The 21,419-nt window shown below is 55.0% G+C and carries 15 protein-coding genes; 7 read left to right on the top strand and 8 right to left on the bottom strand.

Translation table 11 applies throughout. The features are described 5' to 3' along the window. Positions 1–9: 9 nt before the first annotated feature. From U8T64_RS04735 to U8T64_RS04715, 5 genes are read right to left on the bottom strand one after another with little or no spacing between them, the layout of a single operon-like run. Entirely contained in the window at positions 10–1,200 is a 1,191-nt protein-coding gene (locus tag U8T64_RS04735; protein ID WP_322181445.1) for an ABC transporter permease, read from the bottom strand. Beyond that, on the bottom strand, positions 1,197–2,897 hold the full coding sequence (locus U8T64_RS04730) for an HlyD family efflux transporter periplasmic adaptor subunit (RefSeq protein ID WP_322181443.1): 1,701 nt from the start codon (positions 2,895–2,897) through the stop codon (positions 1,197–1,199). The genes U8T64_RS04735 and U8T64_RS04730 overlap by 4 nt, the downstream gene beginning before the upstream one ends. 20 nt (positions 2,898–2,917) lie before the next feature. Beyond that, positions 2,918–3,769, bottom strand: coding sequence for a carbohydrate ABC transporter permease (locus U8T64_RS04725; RefSeq protein WP_322181441.1), 852 nt, complete (start codon positions 3,767–3,769; stop codon positions 2,918–2,920). After that, positions 3,769–4,617, bottom strand: a complete 849-nt coding sequence (locus U8T64_RS04720; protein ID WP_322181439.1) for a carbohydrate ABC transporter permease — start codon at positions 4,615–4,617, stop codon at positions 3,769–3,771. Before U8T64_RS04720 ends, U8T64_RS04725 begins: the two co-directional genes overlap by 1 nt. Continuing rightward, positions 4,614–7,103, bottom strand: a complete 2,490-nt coding sequence (locus tag U8T64_RS04715) for an extracellular solute-binding protein (RefSeq protein WP_322181437.1) — start codon at positions 7,101–7,103, stop codon at positions 4,614–4,616. Before U8T64_RS04715 ends, U8T64_RS04720 begins: the two co-directional genes overlap by 4 nt. Before the next feature lie 409 nt (positions 7,104–7,512). Between U8T64_RS04715 and U8T64_RS04710 the strand changes: the two genes are divergently transcribed. Both U8T64_RS04710 and U8T64_RS04705 read left to right on the top strand, forming a co-directional pair. Then, a complete protein-coding gene (locus U8T64_RS04710; protein WP_322181435.1) occupies positions 7,513–8,187 on the top strand; it encodes a response regulator transcription factor in 675 nt (224 codons plus the stop codon). A gap of 10 nt (positions 8,188–8,197) precedes the next feature. After that, complete coding sequence (locus U8T64_RS04705; RefSeq protein WP_322182030.1) at positions 8,198–9,484, top strand: sensor histidine kinase; 1,287 nt, start codon at positions 8,198–8,200, stop codon at positions 9,482–9,484. A gap of 266 nt (positions 9,485–9,750) precedes the next feature. On the opposite strand, the gene U8T64_RS04700 is transcribed toward U8T64_RS04705, so the two are convergent. Next, a complete protein-coding gene (locus U8T64_RS04700) occupies positions 9,751–11,493 on the bottom strand; it encodes an ABC transporter ATP-binding protein (protein WP_322181433.1) in 1,743 nt (580 codons plus the stop codon). Positions 11,494–11,662: 169 nt separating this feature from the next. Continuing rightward, positions 11,663–12,520, bottom strand: a complete 858-nt coding sequence (locus U8T64_RS04695; RefSeq protein ID WP_322181432.1) for an MBL fold metallo-hydrolase — start codon at positions 12,518–12,520, stop codon at positions 11,663–11,665. A 628-nt stretch (positions 12,521–13,148) separates the two neighbouring features. Here U8T64_RS04695 and glgB point away from each other — a divergent pair. From glgB to glgA, 4 genes are all read left to right on the top strand, one after another. Beyond that, positions 13,149–15,179 carry a 1,4-alpha-glucan branching protein GlgB gene (glgB, locus tag U8T64_RS04690; protein WP_322181430.1) on the top strand — a complete coding sequence of 677 codons (2,031 nt, stop codon included), beginning with the start codon at positions 13,149–13,151 and terminating at the stop codon, positions 15,177–15,179. 90 nt (positions 15,180–15,269) lie between these two features. Next, the gene (locus U8T64_RS04685; protein WP_322181428.1) at positions 15,270–16,481 is read left to right on the top strand and encodes a glucose-1-phosphate adenylyltransferase; all 1,212 of its coding nucleotides are present in this window, start codon (positions 15,270–15,272) and stop codon (positions 16,479–16,481) included. Further along, the gene (glgD, locus tag U8T64_RS04680) at positions 16,481–17,593 is read left to right on the top strand and encodes a glucose-1-phosphate adenylyltransferase subunit GlgD (RefSeq protein WP_322181426.1); all 1,113 of its coding nucleotides are present in this window, start codon (positions 16,481–16,483) and stop codon (positions 17,591–17,593) included. Before U8T64_RS04685 ends, glgD begins: the two co-directional genes overlap by 1 nt. Before the next feature lie 130 nt (positions 17,594–17,723). Next, positions 17,724–19,151 carry a glycogen synthase GlgA gene (glgA, locus tag U8T64_RS04675; protein WP_322181424.1) on the top strand — a complete coding sequence of 476 codons (1,428 nt, stop codon included), beginning with the start codon at positions 17,724–17,726 and terminating at the stop codon, positions 19,149–19,151. A 799-nt stretch (positions 19,152–19,950) separates the two neighbouring features. On the opposite strand, the gene U8T64_RS04670 is transcribed toward glgA, so the two are convergent. Then, positions 19,951–20,478 carry a peptidylprolyl isomerase gene (locus tag U8T64_RS04670; protein WP_322181422.1) on the bottom strand — a complete coding sequence of 176 codons (528 nt, stop codon included), beginning with the start codon at positions 20,476–20,478 and terminating at the stop codon, positions 19,951–19,953. 178 nt (positions 20,479–20,656) lie between these two features. Between U8T64_RS04670 and U8T64_RS04665 the strand changes: the two genes are divergently transcribed. Then, positions 20,657–21,415, top strand: a complete 759-nt coding sequence (locus U8T64_RS04665; protein ID WP_322181420.1) for an exodeoxyribonuclease III — start codon at positions 20,657–20,659, stop codon at positions 21,413–21,415. Positions 21,416–21,419: the final 4 nt, after the last annotated feature.

Raw genomic sequence — 21,419 nt, 5'->3', positions numbered from 1 at the left:
CCGGTGTTTTTATGCGTTTTCCGCTGTCCATCGCTTTACCGTACGAAGCAGCGCTTGGCAGAGAAAAGAAAGGGCAAGGTATGCGGGAAGGCAGAGCCACAGCAGGCGATCCTTCGCCAGAGCCGGATCGAGAAAGAGGGAGGCGAAAAAGGGGAGAAGCAGGGCGAAGGCGCACCACAGCCACAGGCCGCGGCCTGTTTTCGGTTTACCTTTTCGGAGAGAAAAGGGGAACAGCATGAGGGAGAGCAGGCCAAATAAGAGAGCCCGCAGAGCTGGAAGCAGCAGGCGGAGCTCAAATTCTGTTTTTTCCATGGTGAGAAACAGCAGGAGCTCCTCCTTTTTCTGCTGCCACAGGTCGCCCCAAAAATCGAAGTCTGACCATTTGTTGGGAAGAAACTCCTCCGGAAGCTGAAAGGACGCCTCCGTGATCCACAGCATGAAAAACCACACGGCCCCGGCCGTGAGCAGGCAGAGAAAAAAGGAAGCGGGAAATTCCGTGGAGGAAAAGGCCGCCTTCAGAAGGGGAAAGAACAGGGAAAGGAAGAAAAGAAAGGGAGAAAGCAGGGAGCAGAAGCGGGCAAGGCCCTTCCAGGTATCGGTGGAGGCCCAGCTGCCGGAAAGCCCGTGGCGGCTGCTGAATTCCGCGAGAAAGTCCCGAATGGGAGCACCCTCCGGCGGGCGCAGGGTCAGGCGCGTAAGGCCCTCCGTTTTTTGCTCCGCCTGACAGAGCAGAAGCGGGCGCTCTGTTTCTATAACGCCCCGCACGGTCAGGCGGCGTCCCCCATAAAAAAGCGCCGCACCTACAGGATCAGGGCTGCCAAACAGACTTTGCGCCGTGATCTCATCTAACAAGCAGCCCTCCGTATCCCCGGAAAGCAGCGGGGCACTGGAAGAAAAAAGCAGGGTGGAGCTGCCGGAAAGGGAGATCACGCTGGCAGCGGCAGAGCGGCTTAAGTCCGGGTTTTCCAAGGCCTGCTCTTTTTCCTCCTTCCACAGGGTAAAGGCGGCGGGGCGCTGCTCCTCCGCTTCCCGCTCTTCCATAGCGTGAGCCGCTTCTCCGGTAAGGGGAAAGCCGGAGAGAGAGGTCGTGTAAAGCCGGGGGATCAACTCCAAACGTTTCGCGGCGGAGCGGGAAAGGGCAAGGCAAAGGAAAAGCAGGGCGCACAGCACCGGGCGGCCCCAGCGTCGAAGGGCGGTCACGGGTTTTCCAGGCGGATCCTGTCGCCTGCCTCCACCGGCTTGCTGGTGCTTGTGAGAAATTTCTGGTCGGAGAAGAACAGGCTGCCGTCCAGGGCGGCATAGGAATCGTTCTTTTCCAGCACTGTTACGTCCATACGCCGGGCCACCGGCTCTGTGCCTAAAATTCCCTTCTCCTCCTCGGGAACCAGCAGAAAATACGCACCGTTTTCTCCCCGGAGCGCGCTGAGCGGCACACAGACAGGATATTCCTGAGACTTGTTCAGGATCTCCAGCTGGGCCGTTTCCCCAATTTGCATGGCGTCCTTCGGCAGGCGGACCGTCACGTCCAAAAGCTCCGGGTCGCCGGCGCTTTGTCCTACTGTATCCACGGTAAGGCCGGTTATGGGCTCCTTGCCTCCGGAGAGCTTTAGAGCGACCTCCGTACCGGGGGTAACATAGCTTCGCTGCTTGGCCGGAACCTGAGCGATAAACACCGTGCTTTGTCCGCTTTCCGCCAGCAAAACGGCGGCGCCCTCCGGCGTGGGGGAACCTACCTCCACGGAAAGGCCCGTCACGGTTCCCGCCCGGGGAGAGCGAATGACGCCGTGATCGGAAAGCAGGGCCTCCAATTCCGCCACCTGCTCTGCCTGGGCAGATCGGGCCATTTGGTTTCTTTCCCCGGTGCTGTCGGAGGCCTCCCGCTGCCGTGCGTCCTCCACGGCCCGTTCCGCGGCCCGCAAAACGGATTCCCTGTTTTCCACAGCCTGGTCATAGGCCTGCCGGGCGGATTCCACCGCCTCTTGCAGGGCTTCCTTTTGAGAAGCGCCGTCTTCCTTTTGAGCAAGGGAAAGGGCCTCCTGTGCCTCCTGCTTTTCCTTTTCGGCAAGGGCCGCTTTGTCTTCTGCTTCCTTCAGCGCCGCCTGATATTCGGCGCGTGTTTCCCGTTCCGCCTCCTCCGGGCTTTCTCCGGACGCTTCGGCGGCTTCCCTTGCCAGGCTTACCTGCGCCTCTATTTCCTCCCGCAGCAGGGAAAGGGCGTTTTCTGCCTCCTTCAGGGCGGCTTCCTTGGCGGTGCAGGCGGCTTGCAGGGCGGAAAGCTCGGCGGCCGGAGGCGGAGAATAGCTTTCCAGCGCTTTCTGGGCTTTTTCCAGGGCCTTTGCCGCGTCATTTACCGCCTTGTCGGCGCTTTTTTTGGCGCTGGCCAGATCCTGCTGTGCTCTGCTGAGGGCAATGCTCCGGTTTTCCGCGTTCAGCGCGTCACGACTTTCCTGGTCCCGAATTTCCAGATCCAGCTTTGTAAGCTCTTCTCTGGCGGCTTCCAGCTTTTCCTTCAGATCTGCTTCGTCCAGCGTGAAAAGCGGAGCATTTTCCTCCACCCTTTCTCCGGTTTTTACGGAGATCCCCGCCACCCGAAGCCCCGCTATGGCGGTCACGGAGGAAGCAAAGGTTTCCTCCACTTTGCCGGAAGCGGTGATCTTTCTGTCGATAGTGCGGGGCTCCGGCGTTTGCAGGGAGACCTTGGGAATGGTCAATTCATCGGCGGCCCGGGAAAGCAGAGTCAAAAGAAGCATCAGCGCGAGAAAGCCCCCGAGGCCCCGCAGCGCCTTTGCCCGCAGCGAGGAGCTTTTGCGAACGCGCTTTTGCAGCAGCTCCTCCAGAGTGACCGGCACAGAATGGGGAAGAGCGGGGGTGGTATGTTTTCCTTGAGATCGTTCCATAAAGCAGGCTCCTTTCTTTCTCATTCCTTCATGGCGGCGGCTGTAATGCCCTGTTCCAGATAATCCCTGCCGCTTAAAAACACCAGGAAAGCGGGAACCAGGGCCAGGAGCGACCCGGCGAAGGCGGGCCCCGCCCGTTCCAGGCTGATATTAGGCAGATAAAGGGACAGCGGCCACAGGGCTTGTTCCTTCAAAAAGGCCAGGGGCTGCTCGATCAGGTTCCAGCTTTCCAGAAAGCCCAGCACCAGCGCCGAAACGATCCCGGCTGAGCCCAGGGGAACGCCGATATACCAGAACACCTGAAGGGCGTTTCGCGCGTCCAGCCGGGCGCTTTCCAGAATGGCTTCGGGAATGGAGCGGAAAAAGCGGTACATGAGAAACACCGGAAAGGTGGAAAAGGCGCCGGGCAGGATCACCGCCCAGGGCGTATCCAGCAGGGCAAGGCGGTCAAGCACCAGAAAGCTTGACAGCATGGTGACCTGAAAGGGCATGAGCATCAAAATCAAATACAAGGTGAGAAGGGTCTTCCGAAACCGGAAGCGAAACCGTGCCAGGCCCCAGGCCGCCGGCGCGCCCAGAAGCAGCTGTCCCAGCAGAATGCCGCCGGTGATCTTCACTGAGTTCCAGAACATGTGAAAAAATTCCGGGGAATCCAGTAGCAGCTCCACCTGAGAGCGCAGGGTGGGGGACCGGGGAAGCAGGCTCCAGCGCACATAGCTCCCGCTGTTTTTCGAGAGAATGGGCGCGAGATTTTGGGAAAGCTCGCCGGCGCTCATCAGCGAGCCGGAAAGCAGCACGATCACCGGGCTGCACACCAGAAGGCCTAAAAAGCACAGCGGCAGTACGGAAAAATGGCGGAGCTTCACAGACATCACTCTTTTTCAAGGCTTTTTTGCATCAACAGGATCAAGGTGAGAACCACAAGGCATACCAGCACAGCCCCTGCCGCCATGCGGTCAAAGGAGAGATCCCGGAACCAGTTGTTGAACAGGTGCTGCAGCAGGTACATGCTGTCGTGGGGGTAATCTCCCGCCACCAGGTAGGCTTCCCGGAACACCTTAAAGGAGTTCAGAAGGGAAAGCACGGAAACGGTAAAAAGGGTGGGCAGCAGGCAGGGCAGGGTGATCCGGCGAAACAGCGTCCATTCCCCGGCCCCATCGATCCGGGCGGCTTCGTAGATCTGGTCTGAAATTCCGGAAAGCCCCGCCATCCACAGCACAATATCGTACCCCAGGTTTTTCCACAGGTAGCTCAGTACCAGCACCCAGAAGGCCATGGGGCTGTCCATCCAGCTGACGGGAGAAAGGCCCAGGCCGCTGAGAAGGCTGTTCAAAAGCCCCCGGTCCTCAAAAAGCAGCTTCCACACCAGCGCGATGGAGGCCACCGGGATCGCCATGGGAAAGAGGAAAGCGGTTTTTAAGAAGCCGCCCAGGGTTTTGAGCCTTTGCAGGAAAATTCCCAGCAGCAGGGAAAGGGCCAAAAGCGCCGGAATACAGATCAGGGAAAACCGCAGGGTGTTCCGGGCCGCCAGCTGAAACGCCGGGTTTTGCAGGGTGCTTTCATAGTTTTTGAGTCCCACCCACTCCTCGGTGACAGCGCTTGCAAAGGAGCGCCGTACCACATCGAGAAAGGGCAGCAGCACGAAGAAGCATACGCCGGAAAGACTGGGCAGAAGAAAGAATAGCCCAGTCCATTGGCTTTTTCCCGCCCGCCGCTTCATGACTCGGAAAGATGGAGATCGACCTTCCGCAAAATAGCTTCGCAGGCTTCCGCCTCGCTTTTTTCTCCCGCAAGGCAGGCGGCGGCCTCCTCCAGCACGGCTTCCTTCAGAATGGGGTCCTCCAGGAAGGGGGTGGTAAGGCTTTCTGCCAGGGCGAAGAACCCGGAAATGTCCTCATCGGTCAGAGGGAGAAGCTCCAGGTCCAGGTTGTAGGAGCCGCCCTCCTCGCTGTAAACGCTGATAATGCTGGTTTCGGCTTTTTCCAGCGTGCTTTTTTCTTCTTCCAGAATGGTTTTCAAGGCCTCGCTGTGAACCGGGAAATAAGAGCCCAGCGCTTTTTCCTGGGTTTCCCTGGAAAGCAGGAATTTCACAAAATCTTTTGCCGCTTCCTGCTGTGTGCTTTTGGCGCTGATCCCCACGGTGTTTTGGGGAAGAAATACATTTTCCGCCTGTCCCGGCAGGGGCTTGTAGAAATGGCCGGAAAGCTTTTTGGTCACGGTGCTCAGGCAGGAAAGGTCGCTGTAGCCCAAAAGCGTACCCAGTGTGATAAGCTCCGTTTCCTGTAATAGGCCAACGCCGAACAGACCGCCGAGGTCAGCACCGGAGAAGTAAAGGGAATCATCCTTTTCAAAGCCCTTGCGCTCCGCGGTATAAAGGCGTTTTCCTTCCTTCAAAAATTGCAGGAGCTTTTCTTCACTCAGGGAGCCGTCGTCCTTGCTCCAAGTGGGGGCGCATACGGGATACAGGGCCTCCAGCAGGGAATAGGGGCGGTTCAGGCCGGTAATGGAGGTCTGCTTGGGGTTTTCCTCCCGCAGCTTTTCCACGGTGTCCGCCAACGTGCTCAGATCGGAAGCGGAGGAAAGCAGGGAGTCAGAGGCCACCATCAGAGGCAGGGAAAACCGGGTGGGGATCGCGCAAAGGCTGCCGTCCTCACCGCGATAGGCGGAAATGATATTTTCAAACAGAGCCTCTCCCTCTGTCAGCTCACGGAGGTCCAGAAGCAGGCCCTTTTCCAGATAGTTGCTTACCGGCATATCGTCCAGGAACAAAACATCGGGGCCCTTTCCCGCCATAATGCTGGCGTTCAGGGTGCGCAGCAGATCTGATTTTGAGGTGGAATCGGAAATTTCCGTGTTGGCAAGCTCCAGGTTCACATAGACGTCAGGATGGGCCTTTTGGTAAGCGGCAATGCTTCTGCGCAGATCGTTGCTTTCCCGGAAGGCGAAAACCTTCAGTTCTGTTTCCGGGGTGGAATCCAGATCTGGGTCATAGTCGTACCGCAGCAAAATGCTGTCGTTGCTTTCATTTTGATAGCACACATTATAGAAGGAATCGGAGGAGGTCAGAAAAACCTTCTGGGGCTGATAGGCCGGGTCAGACAGGGAATTCAAAGCGCCGTTTATCACCTGCTCTACCGCGCTGCCGCCGGGAACATGGCGAAATACCCCGCTGTTCGTGCACAGATACAGCGCCTCTTCCTGAGGATCGGAAAACAGGAGCACGTCTCCCGAGCCGGAGAGAATGCCGCCGGAGGACCCTACGGTGAAGGAAATTCCCAGGGCGGCTTCCGTGCCATCGCTTTCCTCGCCGCCTAAAAAGCTGCTTAAGGTGGCGTCTGCCTTTTGCAGGCTCCAATCAGCGGTGCTGTAAAGCTCGATCCTGTCGTAAGCCATGGCGTACAGCAGCTCCTTGACCACGGCAAAGCTGGTATAGGAACCTGAGGAGCCGTTTTTCAAGGTGTGCAAAACCTTTCCGGTTTGAAGATCCAGGTGAAGCAGCCGGCCGATGAAATCCAGCCCCAGCAGAGAGCCGTCCGGCAAAAAGTGAAAATTGGAAAGCGTGTTTTCCAGGGTGAAATTTTCCGGGTCGTAAATAAACTCGGATGAGCTTGTAACGTCTGCGCCGGTTTCTTCCCCTTCGGCGGCGGGAAGGCTGCTTGTATCTCCGGTTTCCGTCGGGTCGCTGACATCGGCGGCGGAACCTTCCTCGTTCTGCCCCCAATCTACCTCCGGAAGGGAAAATTTGATTTCCCGCTCTGTCCCGTTTTGATCCGCCAGAATATAGTGGGTCTCCTGTTCGTTGGTATTCACGTTTGTCTCCGCATAGGAGAACAGGAGATCTCCGTTAGGAGCCCACGCGGCGGAGGACAGTCTGGAAAGCCGCTGGGTGTAATCGGTGCTGAAATGCTTTTGCAGGGTGGGGGAGGAGACGGTTTCCTCCTGCCAGCTTGCGCCGTGATCGCCCGAAACGAACAGGCCGCTTTCACTGAGCAGCTTCAGCTTGCCGTTTTCCTCAGAAAGAGCGATGGGGGCTTTCGTATACTGATCTCCCGGCAGGGAAAGCGCTGTTTCCACATAGCGCCCCTTGGCCGGGGAAGAGCCGGAGGCGCTGTTCTTTTCGGAGGAGCAGCCAAAAGCGGAAAGTAACAGGACCATAGAAAGGCCCATGGCCAAAATTCGTTTTGCGAAAAGCTTGTAGCGTGCCATAAGTAACTATCCTTTCTGAAAAGAGATTCTGGAAAAAGGATAGCACAGCAACCTCTAAAAAACCTCTAAAAATTAAATGTTTTTTAGAGATTGCTATGATATAATATCCGCGAAGGACATGCGGATATTATAAAATTAAAATTGCCTTGCCCAGTTCTTCGCTTTGCTCAGACGGGCAATCGGCACATTATATCAACGCGCCTTCGGCGCTTATGATATAATATCCGCAAAGGACATGCGGATATTATAAAATTAAAATTGCCTTGCCCAGTTCTTCGCTTTGCTCAGACGGGCAATCGGCACATTATATCAACGCGCCTTCGGCGCTTATGATATAATGATCACAAAGCGATCATTGCAGTTGGCGCCTTGGCGCTTTATATATTAGATGCTAGACGGGAGGAAGGGCATGCGTATTTTATTGATAGAGGACGACCGAAGGCTGGCGGAATCGGTAAAATTTCAGTTGGAAAAGGAAGGCTTTACGGTGGATCACTGCGAAGCGGGGGACGATGGGCTGCAGTTGGCCCTGGAGCAGGCTCATGACCTGATCCTGCTGGACCGCATGCTGCCGGGGCTGGACGGCGTGGCGGTGCTGCGGGAACTGCGAAGCAAAAAGGTGGTCACCCCGGTGGTCCTGCTGACGGCGCTGGGAGAGCTGGGGGATAAAATACAAGGGCTGGACGCCGGGGCCGACGATTATCTGGTAAAGCCCTTTGCCTTTGGGGAGCTTCTGGCACGGATCCGCAGCATCAGCCGCCGCCCTCAAACCTGGGAGCAAAGCGATTCCCTGCACTTTGAGGATCTGCGGTTCTTCCCCTCGGAAAAGCGGCTGGAGGGTCCGGCGGGGAGCTGTGAGCTTTCCAAAAGAGAGGCGGATCTCCTGGAAAGCTTTTTGAAAAATCCGGGGCAGACCCTGCCACGAGCCACGCTGCTTCTGCGGGTTTGGGGGCCGGACGCGGAGGTGGAGGATGGCAACCTGGACAACTATATCCATTTTTTGCGCCGGCGGCTGCGGGCCCTGAAAAGCGGCCTGCGCCTTGCTACAGTCCGGGGTGTAGGCTACCGGCTGGAAAAGGAATGAGGTGACGGCGATGTTTCAAAAGCTGCATCGGCAGATGACCTGGTTCTGTATGGCGGTCACAGGCGTTATTTTGGTGGCGATGACTCTTTTGTGTCTGCTGTTTTCCGAAACCTCCGTTCGCCAAAATGCCCGGCAGAGCTTTTCAAACGACCTGAATTCCGTGATCTCCTATCTGGAAAACCAAACGGTGATCTCCCATCAGTGGCTTTCCAAGGCGGAGGGAAATGAACGGTTGTATCTGGATCTGTACGATAACGGCGCTCCTCTGCTGCACAATTCCCTGGCCAAAACAGAGGAGCGCAGAAGCCTTACGGCTAGGGCCCGGGAGCTGGCCGCCGGGGAGCATGGGCTGGACGTGCTTCTCCCCATGACGAATTCGGTGCTCTATCAGTCGGTGGAGTTTACCATGGAGGACGGCGAGGGCCGTGAATATTACGCCGCGGCGGCGGTATTTCCCAAGCAGGGAGGAACGCTCAGCGCCGTGGCGGTGTATCCCCTGGCGGAGCGGGACAGGCAGCTCCTTGTGCAGCGGCTGCTTTTTGCCGCCATTGACCTGCTGGGGCTTCTTTCTCTTCTGCTGTTTTCCTGGGGCTTTACCGGGCGAATGCTCCGGCCCCTGGAGGAAAGCCGGCAGAAGCAGGCCCAATTTGTGGCGGCGGCCTCCCACGAGCTGCGTTCCCCTCTGGCGGTGATGCTTTCCAACCTGTCGGCGCTGGGAAAAGCGAAGCCGGAGGAACGGGAGCGGTTCGAGAAAAATATCCGCGCCGAGGGAAGCAGAATGTCCCGCCTGGTAGACGATATGCTGGCCCTGGCCAATGCGGACAGCCATTCCTGGAGTATCCGCAAGGAACCGGTGGAAGCAGACACATTGGCGCTGAGGGTATATGAACGCTTTTTAAGACCCGCCGGTGAAAAAGGCCTTCGGCTGGAGCTTTCCCTGCCGGAGGAAGCTTTGCCCCGATACCAGTGGGACGGGAGCAGGATAGAGCAGGCCCTTTCCGTGCTTCTGGACAATGCCCTGAGCTATACGCCCGCAGGGGGAAACATCGAATTGATTCTGGAACGCCAGCCGGGAGGCCGGGCAAAGTTTACCGTGCGGGACAGCGGCCCCGGCGTGCCGGACAGCGAAAAGGAGCATATCTTCGAACGCTTCTATAGAGCCGATTCCGCCCGGCGGGACAGAGAGCATTTCGGCCTGGGCCTTTGTGTGGCAAAGGAGATCGCCACGCTGCACAAGGGAAGGCTTTGGGTAGAAGACGCCCCCGACGGCGGAGCGGCGTTCTGCCTGGTGGTATAAAAAAGCGCGCCGCGGAAAAAACGCGGCGCGCTTTCTAGATTCTGGATTCTAGACGGTGGCGGCACCTTCGGCGCAATAAAAAAGGGCCAGATACAATGGGGAATGAAGGGCAAAAACAGAGCGATAAATGATAGCTTACTTAGAGAAAGGGCAAGCCTCTTTATTGCCGTTCTTCGCCGCCTTCAGCGGTTCAGGATGACAACTGAAAGCCCCTTCCTTTTTCTAACAACTAACAGCTCACGACCAGCAATTTGTATGGCGGGCTTTCAGGTTACGGAAAGCTCAGAAGAGGCCTGGTAGAGGGCGGCGTATACACCGCCTTGGGCAATCAGTTCCTGGTGAGTGCCCTGTTCGCAGATGCCGGTTTCATTTAAAACTAAAATACGCCCGGCGTTTCGCACTGTGGAAAGGCGGTGAGCGATCACCAAAGTGGTGCGGCGCTGAGCCAGCTGTTCCAGAGAGCGCTGTACTGTTTTTTCACTGTGAGGATCCAGCGCGCTGGTGGCTTCGTCTAAAATCAGGATCGGCGGGTCCTTCAAAAAGACCCGGGCGATGGAAAGCCTTTGCTGTTGGCCGCCGGAAAGCTTTACCCCATGGGGGCCGATAAAGGTATCGTAACCGTCGGAAAGCGCTGTAATAAATTCGTGAGCACCGGCCTGCTTTGCCGCCGCTGTGATCTCTTCACGGCTGGCGCCGGGCCTGCCATAGGCAATATTTTCCGCCACTGTGCCGGTGAAGAGATATACGTCCTGCTGCACTACGCCCACGTTTTGCCGCAGGGTGCGCAGCGGGAGCTGTTCTATAGGGGCGCCGTCCAACAGAATATTGCCTTGCTGAGGCTCGTAAAAACGGGGGATCAAAGAGCACAGAGTGGTTTTTCCCACGCCGGAGGCGCCCACCAGCGCCACATATTCCCCGGCGTGCACCGTCAGGTCTAAATTCCGGAAAATCTGTCTATCCTCCCCATAGCGAAACTCTACCCTGCGAAATTCCAGCTTTCCGCTGATTTTTTCCGGGGCCCGCGCGTCCGGAGCATCCTGAATTTCGGGCTCTGTTTCCATCAGCTCCTGATAGCGCCGGAAGCTGGTTTTGCCTTCTTGTAATAAGCGGGTAGTGTTCACCAAACTCTGCACCGGCCCGGTGAAATAGCCTATGTAAAGTAGAAAAACCAAAAGATCTGTCAGGGCCATGGCGCCGTTCAGGATCGCCAAGCCGCCGAACACCACCACGGTAATGGGGAGCAGCGCCCCGAAGGCGTCCATACCGCAGTAAAGGCGGGCCTCGCTCTGGTAGCCGCTGCGGCGGTCCTCCAAAAACTGCCGGTTCTGGCGGGCAAATTTTTCATTTTCCAGGGCTTCCCCGGTGAAGGATTGCACCACCCGAATACCGGAAAGAGAATCCTCCGCCTGGGCGTTTATTCTGCCCATGCTTTCCCGGGAGCGTTTCAGGGCGTCCCCCATTTTTCGGTTAAAATGCAGTGTGTAAACTGCCATGAAGGGAAGAAAAGCCAGCAGAAGCAAGGCGGTTTGCCAGTGAATGGTAAGTAAAATCGCAGAAGCGCCGATCAGCTTCACTCCCTGGACCAGCAGATCCTCGGGAACATGGTGGAAAAATTCGGATAACGACAGGGAATCGTTACTGATGCGGGACATCAGGTCTCCCACGGTATGCTCGTCATAGTAACGGAAGGAAAGCCTCTGACAGTGCCGGAACATTTGCTCCCGCATATCCCGTTCGATCTGGGCGCCGAGAACATGGCCCCGGTAGTCAAAGAAATAAGTACAAAGCGCTTGAAGCACGACCAGTATGGTAAGGATCAGCCCGGCCTGTAAAATACGTGAGACCTGAGAAAAACCGCCCTCCAGCAGGTGATCGGCAATGTACCGCACGCCCAGCGGCAGCACCAGCGCAATAGCTGAGGCTGTCAGGGCACAAAACAGATCGGCGGAGAAAAGCCACCGGTAGGGCTTGTAAAACGAAATCAGCTTTTGTAAATCTTTTTTACGCAAAATTGTGAATCTCCTTTTTTTAGAAAGAGGCCTTTTTACCTCCCGAAACTTAGAATGGGTTTTTTTGAGTTGACTTTCATAAGAAATCTTCCTTTCTATCCTGAAGTATTTATGAAATATCCGAGCTGGAAGCGCGGGAAGGCTGTTGAAAAATCAGCTTCCGTGTTTATTACTCAGTGCGCCTCTCCTTTTTTCGGATATTTTCTCTGGAATAGGCGATATTGGCAAGCTTTCCGTCCAGCCGCCGGAAATGATCGTCCTTTGCCTTGGCATACAGGCAGGGCTTGCCAATACTGGCGCCCTCGATCTGGTCGTCGGTGCCCTTGAGGATCTCCTCGCAAAGCTCGATGGCCTCATCGATAATGGTGTTGGGCACCGGCCCGGGACCATGGCCGCCGTACATGCCGTCAAACTCCGGCTGGAAGCTTTTAAAATGCAGCAAGCTTTCCCGGTATTCCTCAATGGAGGCGGAGCCCTCCAAAAACAGCAGGGTGTTGGCGTTGCAGGCGTCTCCGGAATAGACCACCCGGCGGGCGCTGTCCAGCAGCACGATGGTGCCGAAGCTATGGCCCGGTACGCCGATGACTTCCAGAGTTACGCCGCCCAGATCAAGGCTGTTCCCATCGAAAACAGGGAAGGTTTTTACCGCCCGGGGCGGGATCACGTCCTCCAGGGTAGGCTCTACCGGAAGGGGACGGAACATAGCGCCGGATCTGGCGAAATTCAGCCGCATCAAGGGATCGGAATGGTCGTACATCAGCCGGATATCCGCCGGGTGGATCAGGCACTCTCCGTATTCAAAATTCGCGCCGCAGTGATCCACATGGCCGTGGGTGTTTACGATTTGCACGGGAAGATCGGTCAGCTCCCGCACAAAGCTTTTCAGGCTTCCCACGCCGCTGAGGCCATCGATGAGCAGGGCCTTCTTTTCGCCCTCTACCAAATAGCACTGCTCGCCGCCTAACCCGGAAATGAGCGTCACGTTGTCAAATATTTTGGAAGCCTTAAAAAACCTGGAAGTGTGCATGAAAGTTCCTCCTTTGGAAGAGCTTCCGCCAAAGAAGCTCCAATCTTCTGAATTTTATCAAAAATTTCACCGATTGGCAAGAAAAGGAAGGAGCAATTAGCAATTAAGGGCAAAGGACATGCGCTAAATTGGAATTTAGCAACCCTTAGCCTCCCCTTGCAAGCAAGGGGAGGGGGACCGCCGAACGGCGGTGGAAGGGATAGTCACACGCAGAAAGTGGGATAAAACCGCCAGTTTTAATCCCCTCAGTCACGGCAGAGCCGTGACAGCTCCCCTTGTAAACAAGTGGAGCCCAAGGGCAATAAACTATCATTTATCGCTCTGTCCTTGCCCCTCATTGCTCATTCCTCATTTCCTATGCCAGCATCTGCCCTTCTGCGACATGCTTTTCTTTGCGGCTGTGTTATACTTTAAAACGGGCACTGCTTCCTTACACAGAAAATCATGCTGAGATTTGTACGATATTTACAAAGAACAAAAAATCAAAAAGGAAATCTTTCAAGAAAATCACTAAAAAGCACTTGAAATTTTTTCGGAATATGGTATACTGATACCAAAGCCGAGCTGGATAAGATTGGCAATGGCTGGCGATTTTACTAAAAACGCTGAGGAAAGGAGCGCCCCGGCAATGACTCAGAAAAAAGATCTTCCGGAAAACAGGGTGAAAAAGGAAGAAGGGAACATTCCTCTGTATTTGTTCCGCAGCGGAAAAAACCGCAGGGCATATGAATATATGGGCCTGCATAAAGCTGTACGTGACGGAAAGGAATGTATGGTGGCAAGGGTATGGGCCCCCAACGCGAAGGAGATTTCTCTGGTGGGGAATTTCTGTAACTGGGATAAGGCCAAGTATCCGCTGAAAAAAATAGACGACGCCGTTTGGGAGGGGTATACGGATTTTGTATTCCAGCCCTTCGAGCTCTATAAATTCTACATTAAGCCCCAGCAGGGCGAAGATATCTACAAGGCCGATCCCTATGCCCTTCATGCCGAAACCCGTCCCGGTACCGCCTCCCGGTGGTATGAGCTTCAAGGGTATTTCTGGCAGGACGACGCCTGGCAGAAGGAAAAAGAAAAAACCTCTCAGTATGCCCGTCCCATGAATATTTATGAAATGCACGCGGGCTCCTGGCGGAAATATGCGGACGGCAGCGTGTTCTCCTATGAAAAGCTGGGAGACGAGCTGATCCCCTATGTAAAGGACATGGGCTTTACGCATATCGAATTTATGCCTTTAACGGAATACCCCTTTGACGGCTCCTGGGGCTATCAGGTCATGGGATACTTTGCCCCTACCTCCCGATATGGAGAGCCAAAGGATTTTATGCGCTTTGTAGACCGCTGTCATCAGGCCGGCATTGGGGTGATCATGGACTGGGTACCGGCCCATTTCCCCAGAGATTCGGCGGGCCTTGCCAAATTTGACGGCTCCTGCTGCTATGAATACGAGGATCCCAGAAAGGGCGAACATAAAGAATGGGGTACGCTGGTGTTCGATTACGCCAAGCCGGAGGTGATAAGCTTCCTGATCTCCAGCGCCGTATTCTGGCTCAGGGAATATCATATCGACGGCCTGCGGGTGGACGCGGTGGCCTCCATGCTGTATCTGGATTACAACCGCCGGGACGGCGAGTGGATCCCCAACAAGGACGGCGGCAAGGAAAATCTGGAAGCGGTGGCCTTTTTGCAGGCCCTCAATGAAGCGGCCTTCGCGGAGGTAAAGGAGCCCATGATGATCGCGGAGGAATCCACCTCCTGGCCCATGGTGTCAAAGCCCACCTTCCTGGGTGGCCTGGGCTTCAACTATAAGTGGAACATGGGCTGGATGAACGATATGCTGCGGTATATGTCGCTGGATCCTCTGTTCCGCAGCGGGAATCACGATGCTTTGACCTTCTCCTTCTTCTACGCTTTTTCGGAGAACTTTATCCTGCCCATCTCCCATGACGAGGTGGTGTACGGAAAGGCCTCTCTCATCAATAAAATGCCGGGTACGGACGAAGAAAAGGCCGCGGGAATGCGCAGCTTCGTAACCTACATGATGGCTCACCCCGGCAAAAAACTGCAATTTATGGGCACGGAATTTGCCCAGAAGAACGAGTGGAATTACGAAAAAGAGCTGGAATGGGGATTGCTCCAATACAAGGAGCATCAGGACGCCCAGAAATTTTTCCGGGCGGTCAATCATTTCTATCTGGACAGGCCCGAGCTGTGGGAACAGGATTTCTCCTGGGAGGGCTTTGAGTGGATCTCCAACGATGATTACCAGCAAAGCGTTATCGCCTTCCGCCGCAAGGCGAAGGACGGCAGAGAGCTGGTGGCGGTTTGTAACTTTGTCCCCGTGCAGCGGGAAAATTACCGGATCGGCGTACCCTTCCGGGGCGATTGGGCGGAGGTGTTCTCCTCTGACGACGCTTCTTTCGGCGGCAGCGGCACCACCAACGGTAGCCATCTCAAAACAGAAGATATTCCCATGCACGGCTGTGAGCAAAGCCTTGCGCTGACTTTGCCGGGAAACACTGTTTTCTTCCTGGAATGCACGAAAAAGGTGGCAAAGCCGATGAAAAAAGCGCCGAAGGCCAGCGCGGGAAAAACAAGAGCCGCCGCCCCTAAGGCAGCGAAAAGAGCCAGCGTAAAGGCGGGAAGGAACGGCGGTTGAACCCCTGTATCAAATGGCTTCTATAGCTTCCTTGTCAAGCGAAGCTAAAAAGTTCAGATAGATCAATAAATAATTTAGGAGGATCTGAATATGTTACCCAAACAAGAAGTGGTGGCAATGCTTTTGGCCGGTGGGCAGGGAAGCCGGCTGGGAGTTTTGACCCGAAATCTGGCAAAACCGGCGGTGCCCTTCGGGGGAAAGTACCGCATCATCGACTTCCCCCTTTCCAACTGCGTGAATTCCGGCATTGAGACGGTGGGTGTACTGACCCAGTATCAGCCCCTGGAGCTCAATGAGTACATAGGCAGCGGCCAGCCCTGGGATCTGGACAGCATGAACGCCGGCGTGCATGTGCTGCCCCCTTACCAGAAGAGCAAAAAGTCCGACTGGTACAAGGGCACGGCCAACGCCATTTTTCAGAATATTCCCTTTATCGAGCGGTACAATCCTGATTATGTGGTGGTGCTTTCCGGCGACCATATTTACAAGATGGACTATTCCAAAATGATCTCCTTCCACAAGGCCAAGGGCGCGGCCTGCACCATTGCCGTGTATGAGGTCCCCATGGAGGAGGCCTCCCGCTTCGGAATCCTCAATACCAACGAGGACGGCTCCATCTATGAGTTTGACGAGAAGCCCAAGGTCCCCAAGAGCAATCAGGCCTCCATGGGCATCTATGTATTCACCTGGGAGAAGCTGAAAAAGTATCTGGAGGAGGACGATGAAAATCCCAAGTCCCAGAACGATTTCGGCAAAAACGTGCTCCCCACCATGCTGGAGGCGGGAGAGAAAATGTTTGCCTACCGCTTTGAGGGCTATTGGAAGGATGTAGGCACCATTGACAGCCTGTGGGAATCCAATATGGATCTTTTGAATCCCAATATTCCCCTGGATCTGAGCGACAGCGACTGGCGCATTTATTCCCGGAACCCGGTGATGCCGCCTCACTATATCGCCAAGGGCGCCAAGGTGCAGAATTCCCTGGTGGCAGAGGGCTGTAACGTGTACGGCGATCTGGAATTTTCCATTCTGTTCGCCGGTGTGTATGTCGCTCCCGGCGCCGTGGTGGAGGATTCCATCATCATGCCCGGCGCGCGGATCGAAGAGGGCGCCAGGGTGCAGTACGCCATTGTGGCGGAGAATTCTGTCATCGGCAAAAACGCCGTGGTAGGCAAGCGTCCGGAAGAGGTGGAGAATAAAGACGATTGGGGCGTAGCGGTGGTGGGCCCCGGCTGCAGCATTGCGCCGGAAACTGTGATCCCGCCCAAAGCCATGATCGACGCTGAGGAGGTAGAAAAGTGATGAGAGGCAATGATGTGATTGGCATTCTCTATGCCTATGTGCATGAGGAGCGCGTGAGAGAATTGACAGAAAACCGGGTGATGGCCTCTATTCCCTATGGCGGCCGTTATCGCCTGGTGGACTTTCCCCTGTCCAACATGGTAAACTCCGGTATCAACAAGGTGGGTGTGATCACGGAGGAAAATTATCAGTCTCTGATGGATCACCTGGGCTCCGGAAAGGCCTGGGATCTGTCCCGGAAGAGAGAGGGCCTGTATCTGCTGCCTCCCTTCGGCGCGGAGACCGCCCGCACAGAGGGAAAAATTTCCTCCCTTGCCTCCATTCAGCGTTTCCTGAAAAACTCCCACGAGGAGTATGTGCTGCTTTCCGACTGCGATACGGTGGCAAATATCGATTTTAAAGACGTGTTCCGGTTCCACAGCGAAAAGGAAGCGGATATCACAGTGATCTACCGCCACGGCGCATCTCCCGATACGGATAAAAACGTGGTCTACACGGTAGATCCGGAAGGCTTTGTCCGGGATATGCTGGTCAAGCGCGGCAGCGACGCGGATTGCAACTATGGCATGGGTATGTGTCTGATCGGCCGCAAAAAGCTGATGGAGCTGGTAGACGACTGCATGAGCCGCAACCTGTACGATTTTGACCGGGATCTGATGCAGCGGCACCTGCGGGACCTGAAGGTGTTTGGCTATGAGTTTATCGGTACCGCCTACAGCATCAATTCCTTCAGCAGCTATTTCAACGCCAATATGGCCTTGATGGACCCCAAGGTGCGCACTCAGCTGTTCCACGCGGATCGGCCCATCTTTACGAAAGTGCGCGACGATATGTCCGCCCGGTACGGCCTGGGCAGCGTGGTGACCAACTCTATTGTGGCCGATGGCTGTGTGATCGACGGCGAGGTGGAAAATTGCATTTTGTTCCGCGGCGTACGGGTCAAGAAGGGCGCAAAGCTGAAGAATTGCGTCATTATGCAGGATACCGTGGTAGGCGAGGGTACCAGGCTGGATTATGTGGTTGCGGATAAGGAAGTTGTGTTCGACAACAACAGGACCATGATGGGCTACCAGTCTTATCCCGTCTATGTTTCCAAGGGGAGCAGGGTATGATTCTAGATGCTAGATTCTAGATACTAGACGTTAGAGTAAGGGCTTTGAGGTCAAGGGCCTTTTGGGGCTTTGGAGCCGATAGGTAGGATTCCTGTTCTGAATTTTAGCTTTTTGGAAAGGAGTTTCTTTCATGAAGGTTTTATTTTGCGCAAGCGAGGCTCTTCCTTTTTCGGCCACGGGCGGGCTGGCGGACGTAGCGGGGTCTTTGCCCCAGGCGCTTCGCTCCAGGCTGGTAGGCTGCCGGGTGGTAGTGCCGCTGTACGAGGGGATTCCCCAGGAGCTGCGGGAACAGATGCGCTTTGTCACCAGTATCAGCGTACCGGTGGCATGGCGGCGGCAGTACTGCGGAATTTTTGAGGCCAAGGTCAACAATGTGATCTATTATCTGATCGATAACCAGTATTACTTTAAGCGCAACGGGCTGTACGGACATTTTGACGATGCGGAGCGTTTCGCCTTCTTCTCCCGTGCGGTGCTGGAAATGCTGCCTTATATCGATTATAAGCCGGATATCCTTCACGCCAATGACTGGGAGACCGCGCTGGTGCCGGTTTATTACCGGCTGTTTTACGCCAATAACGAGTGGTACACCGGGATCAAAACGCTTTTCACCATTCACAATATCCAGTATCAGGGCCAGTACGGCAAGGAGATCCTGGAGGACGTGTTTGGAATTCCCAACTATGAAAGCCAGCTTTTGGAATATGACGGCTGTGTCAATCTGATGAAGGGTGCCATTGAGTGCGCCAACTGGGTCTCCACCGTGAGCCCCACCTATGCTCAGGAGATCATGGATCCCTGGTTTGCTCACAAGCTGGATCCCATTCTGCGGGAGCGTTCCTGGAAGGTTTCCGGGATCCTAAATGGCATCGACACCGTGAATTACGATCCGGAAAAGGACCCGGCACTGTACGCGAATTACACCCGGGAGGATAAAAAGAACAAGGCGGTCAATAAGGAAAAGCTTCAGGAGCGGCTGTGTATCGAGGTGAATCCCGATCTGCCGCTGATCGGCATGGTGACCCGCCTGGTGTCTCACAAGGGCCTTGACCTGGTAAAGGATGCCGTGGACGATGTGATGCAAAACACCAACGCACAGTTTGTCATTTTGGGCAGCGGCGACCTGGAATATGAAAACTACTTCAAGTGGATGCAAGAGAAATACCCCGGCCGGTTCGTGCTGTGCCTGGGCTTTGTGCCGGAGCTTTCCCGAAAGATCTATGCGGGCGCCGATATTTTCCTGATGCCCAGCAAATCAGAGCCCTGCGGCCTGTCCCAAATGATCGCCCTGCGGTACGGCACGATCCCTGTGATCCGGGAAACCGGCGGCCTGCGGGATTCCATCACCGACAGCGGTGATGGCGTGGGCAACGGATTTACTTTTAAGACCTACAACGCCGGAGACATGCTGAATTCCCTGCACCGTGCCATTGCCGCCTATAACGGCAGCAAGGAGGGCTGGGCCGTTCTGGTAGACCGTGCCATGGGCTGTGACAACAGCTGGGGCAAATCCGCCAATGAATATATCAGGCTCTACAAGCAGATCATGAAGGGCTGATGGCCTTGGATCACCCTTCTGCCCTGCGGTCAGCATTCACAAGGCAGAATAAAAAATGCTGTTTTCTCACACAGGAAAAGGTGCTGAGTTTCGCTCGCTGGTGAAACTCAGCACTTTTTGTTTTCCGGATACTGGACAGTGGCGGCACTGCTGCACAGCGCAATTAAAAAAGACATACAGAAGCAGTCAGTAATGCCCTCTTTGTCATCCTGAGCGGAGCGAAGGATCTCGACCTTATTTTCTGGGAAAAGAGTCAAAGGGCGAGATTCTTCACTTCGTTAAGAATGACAGGAGGGAGGTGCGTGGATAACCGGTGAATTCCAATTTATCTGCTTACTAATGGTTGGGTCAGTGATTAACTTTCCACACCAAGCAGCTTCACGAGTGGGTGCAGCGGCACAAGCGTTGTAACCAACGCTGCAAATTCCAGTTTATTGAACCAGTCCTTCCCCTTCATTCCCCATTCCTAATTCCGCACCGCCGTCCCAAGTGCCCTTTTCCGGCATCTAGGATCCAGCATCCAGAATTGCATCTCCTTTCATAATCTGGTATACTTAAGGCAACACCGCACAAAGACCGGCCAGAGGCCTTTGTACACAATTTGCTTGCATATTTTCCGTCATAGCACGCAGCTTTCGTTTGCCAATCGCAAGATTGGCCGCACTCAATCTGTGCACTCTGACGAAAAATCTGACTGTACAACTTGCGCACAATCTTTGTGCGGTGTTGCCTTAAAAAAGAAAAAAGAGCCCCCTGAGGGACTCCTTTTTGAAACTGCCGTTTGAATACGCTGAACTGCTCAGCCGTGCTCCGGACCGGTGACGGGCTCGGGGTATTCCTCGCCGAAGGTTTCTACCGTTACCTTTTCCATGATCTGGTCGTTATGGGGGCGGTCGGCCATATCGCGGGGAGCGGAAACGATGGCCTGGGCCACGTCGATGCCCTCAGTCACTCTGCCGAAGGCAGCATACTGACCATCCAGATGAGGGGCGTCTGCTACCATGATGAAGAACTGGGAGCCGGCGCTGTTGGGCCGCATGGAGCGGGCCATGGAAAGTACGCCGGTGGTGTGCTTCAAATCGTTCTGTACGCCGTTTGCGGAAAATTCTCCCTTGATACCGTAGCCGGGGCCGCCCATGCCGGAGCCTTCCGGATCGCCGCCCTGGATCATAAAGCCGGGGATCACCCGGTGGAAGATGGTTCCGTCATAGAAGCCCTTCTGAATCAGGGAAATAAAGTTGTTTACGGTGTTGGGGGCGATATCGGGGTACAACTCCGCCTTGATCACGCCTCGGGTGGTTTCAAAGGTAATGATCGGGTTTTTCATGGTTTTGTCACGATCCTTTCTTGAAATTGAGAGAAATAATTCAAAGGCCGCGGCACTGACGCCGCTATTCTTTCAGGTAATGCGGAAAGCTCCAAGCGGGCAGCTTTTTTTGATCTGGAATTCAGTCTATCACATATTTTCAAAAATTGCAATTGCGAGGAGAGGGGAAGAAAGGTTTATGAAGCTGATATCCTGGAATGTCAACGGCCTGCGGGCCTGTATGGGAAAGGGATTTGCGGAGTTTCTTCAGGCGGAAAGCCCGAACGTGATCTGCTTACAGGAAACAAAAATGCAGAAGGAGCAGGCAGATTTTGAGTTTCCCGGTTATTTCGAATACTGGAATTCCTCCTTGGTACGGAAAGGTTATTCCGGCACCGCTGTTTTTTCCAAAACGGAGCCTCTTTCCGTGACTTATGGGATCGGCGTGGAGGAATTTGACGGGGAAGGCCGGGTGATCGCCGCGGAATATTCCGATTTCATTCTGGTCACGGTGTACACCCCCAATTCCCAGCGGGAGCTGACCCGTCTTTCCTACCGTATGGAATTTGAGGATGCGTTCCGGGCGTATTTGGGAAGTCTACGGGAGAAAAAGCCGGTGATCGTCTGCGGGGATATGAACGTGGCCCACAGGCCCATCGACCTGAAAAACCCGAAGCCCAATGTGGGAAACGCCGGGTTTACTTATGAGGAACGGGGCAAGTTCAGCGAGCTGCTGGCTTCCGGCTTCCTGGATACCTTTCGGTATTTTTATCCGGAGTTGGAGGGTGCTTATTCCTGGTGGAGCTACATGTACCATTCCCGGGAGAACAACGCCGGGTGGCGGATTGATTATTTTCTGGCGGATGAGCGTTTGAAGGAACGTCTTTCCGACAGCCTGATCCTGTCCCAGGTACCGGGCAGCGACCATTGCCCGGTGGAATTATTGTTAAAGGACTGAGAGG

It is taken from the genome of Neglectibacter caecimuris (genome assembly GCF_034335015.1).
GTDB classification, from domain to species: domain Bacteria; phylum Bacillota; class Clostridia; order Oscillospirales; family Acutalibacteraceae; genus Acutalibacter; species Acutalibacter caecimuris_A.
This window is presented reverse-complemented; position numbering and strand designations above follow the sequence as displayed.

Coding starts and splice junctions, on each gene's coding strand:
- U8T64_RS04715 (WP_322181437.1), bottom strand. CDS start 7,103: ATGGCACGCTACAAGCTTTTCGCAAAACGAATTTTGGCCATGGGCCTT.
- U8T64_RS04720 (WP_322181439.1), bottom strand. CDS start 4,617: ATGAAGCGGCGGGCGGGAAAAAGCCAATGGACTGGGCTATTCTTTCTT.
- U8T64_RS04725 (WP_322181441.1), bottom strand. CDS start 3,769: ATGTCTGTGAAGCTCCGCCATTTTTCCGTACTGCCGCTGTGCTTTTTA.
- glgA (WP_322181424.1), top strand. CDS start 17,724: ATGAAGGTTTTATTTTGCGCAAGCGAGGCTCTTCCTTTTTCGGCCACG.
- U8T64_RS04730 (WP_322181443.1), bottom strand. CDS start 2,897: ATGGAACGATCTCAAGGAAAACATACCACCCCCGCTCTTCCCCATTCT.
- glgB (WP_322181430.1), top strand. CDS start 13,149: ATGACTCAGAAAAAAGATCTTCCGGAAAACAGGGTGAAAAAGGAAGAA.
- U8T64_RS04710 (WP_322181435.1), top strand. CDS start 7,513: ATGCGTATTTTATTGATAGAGGACGACCGAAGGCTGGCGGAATCGGTA.
- U8T64_RS04665 (WP_322181420.1), top strand. CDS start 20,657: ATGAAGCTGATATCCTGGAATGTCAACGGCCTGCGGGCCTGTATGGGA.
- glgD (WP_322181426.1), top strand. CDS start 16,481: ATGAGAGGCAATGATGTGATTGGCATTCTCTATGCCTATGTGCATGAG.
- U8T64_RS04705 (WP_322182030.1), top strand. CDS start 8,198: ATGTTTCAAAAGCTGCATCGGCAGATGACCTGGTTCTGTATGGCGGTC.
- U8T64_RS04670 (WP_322181422.1), bottom strand. CDS start 20,478: ATGAAAAACCCGATCATTACCTTTGAAACCACCCGAGGCGTGATCAAG.
- U8T64_RS04685 (WP_322181428.1), top strand. CDS start 15,270: ATGTTACCCAAACAAGAAGTGGTGGCAATGCTTTTGGCCGGTGGGCAG.
- U8T64_RS04695 (WP_322181432.1), bottom strand. CDS start 12,520: ATGCACACTTCCAGGTTTTTTAAGGCTTCCAAAATATTTGACAACGTG.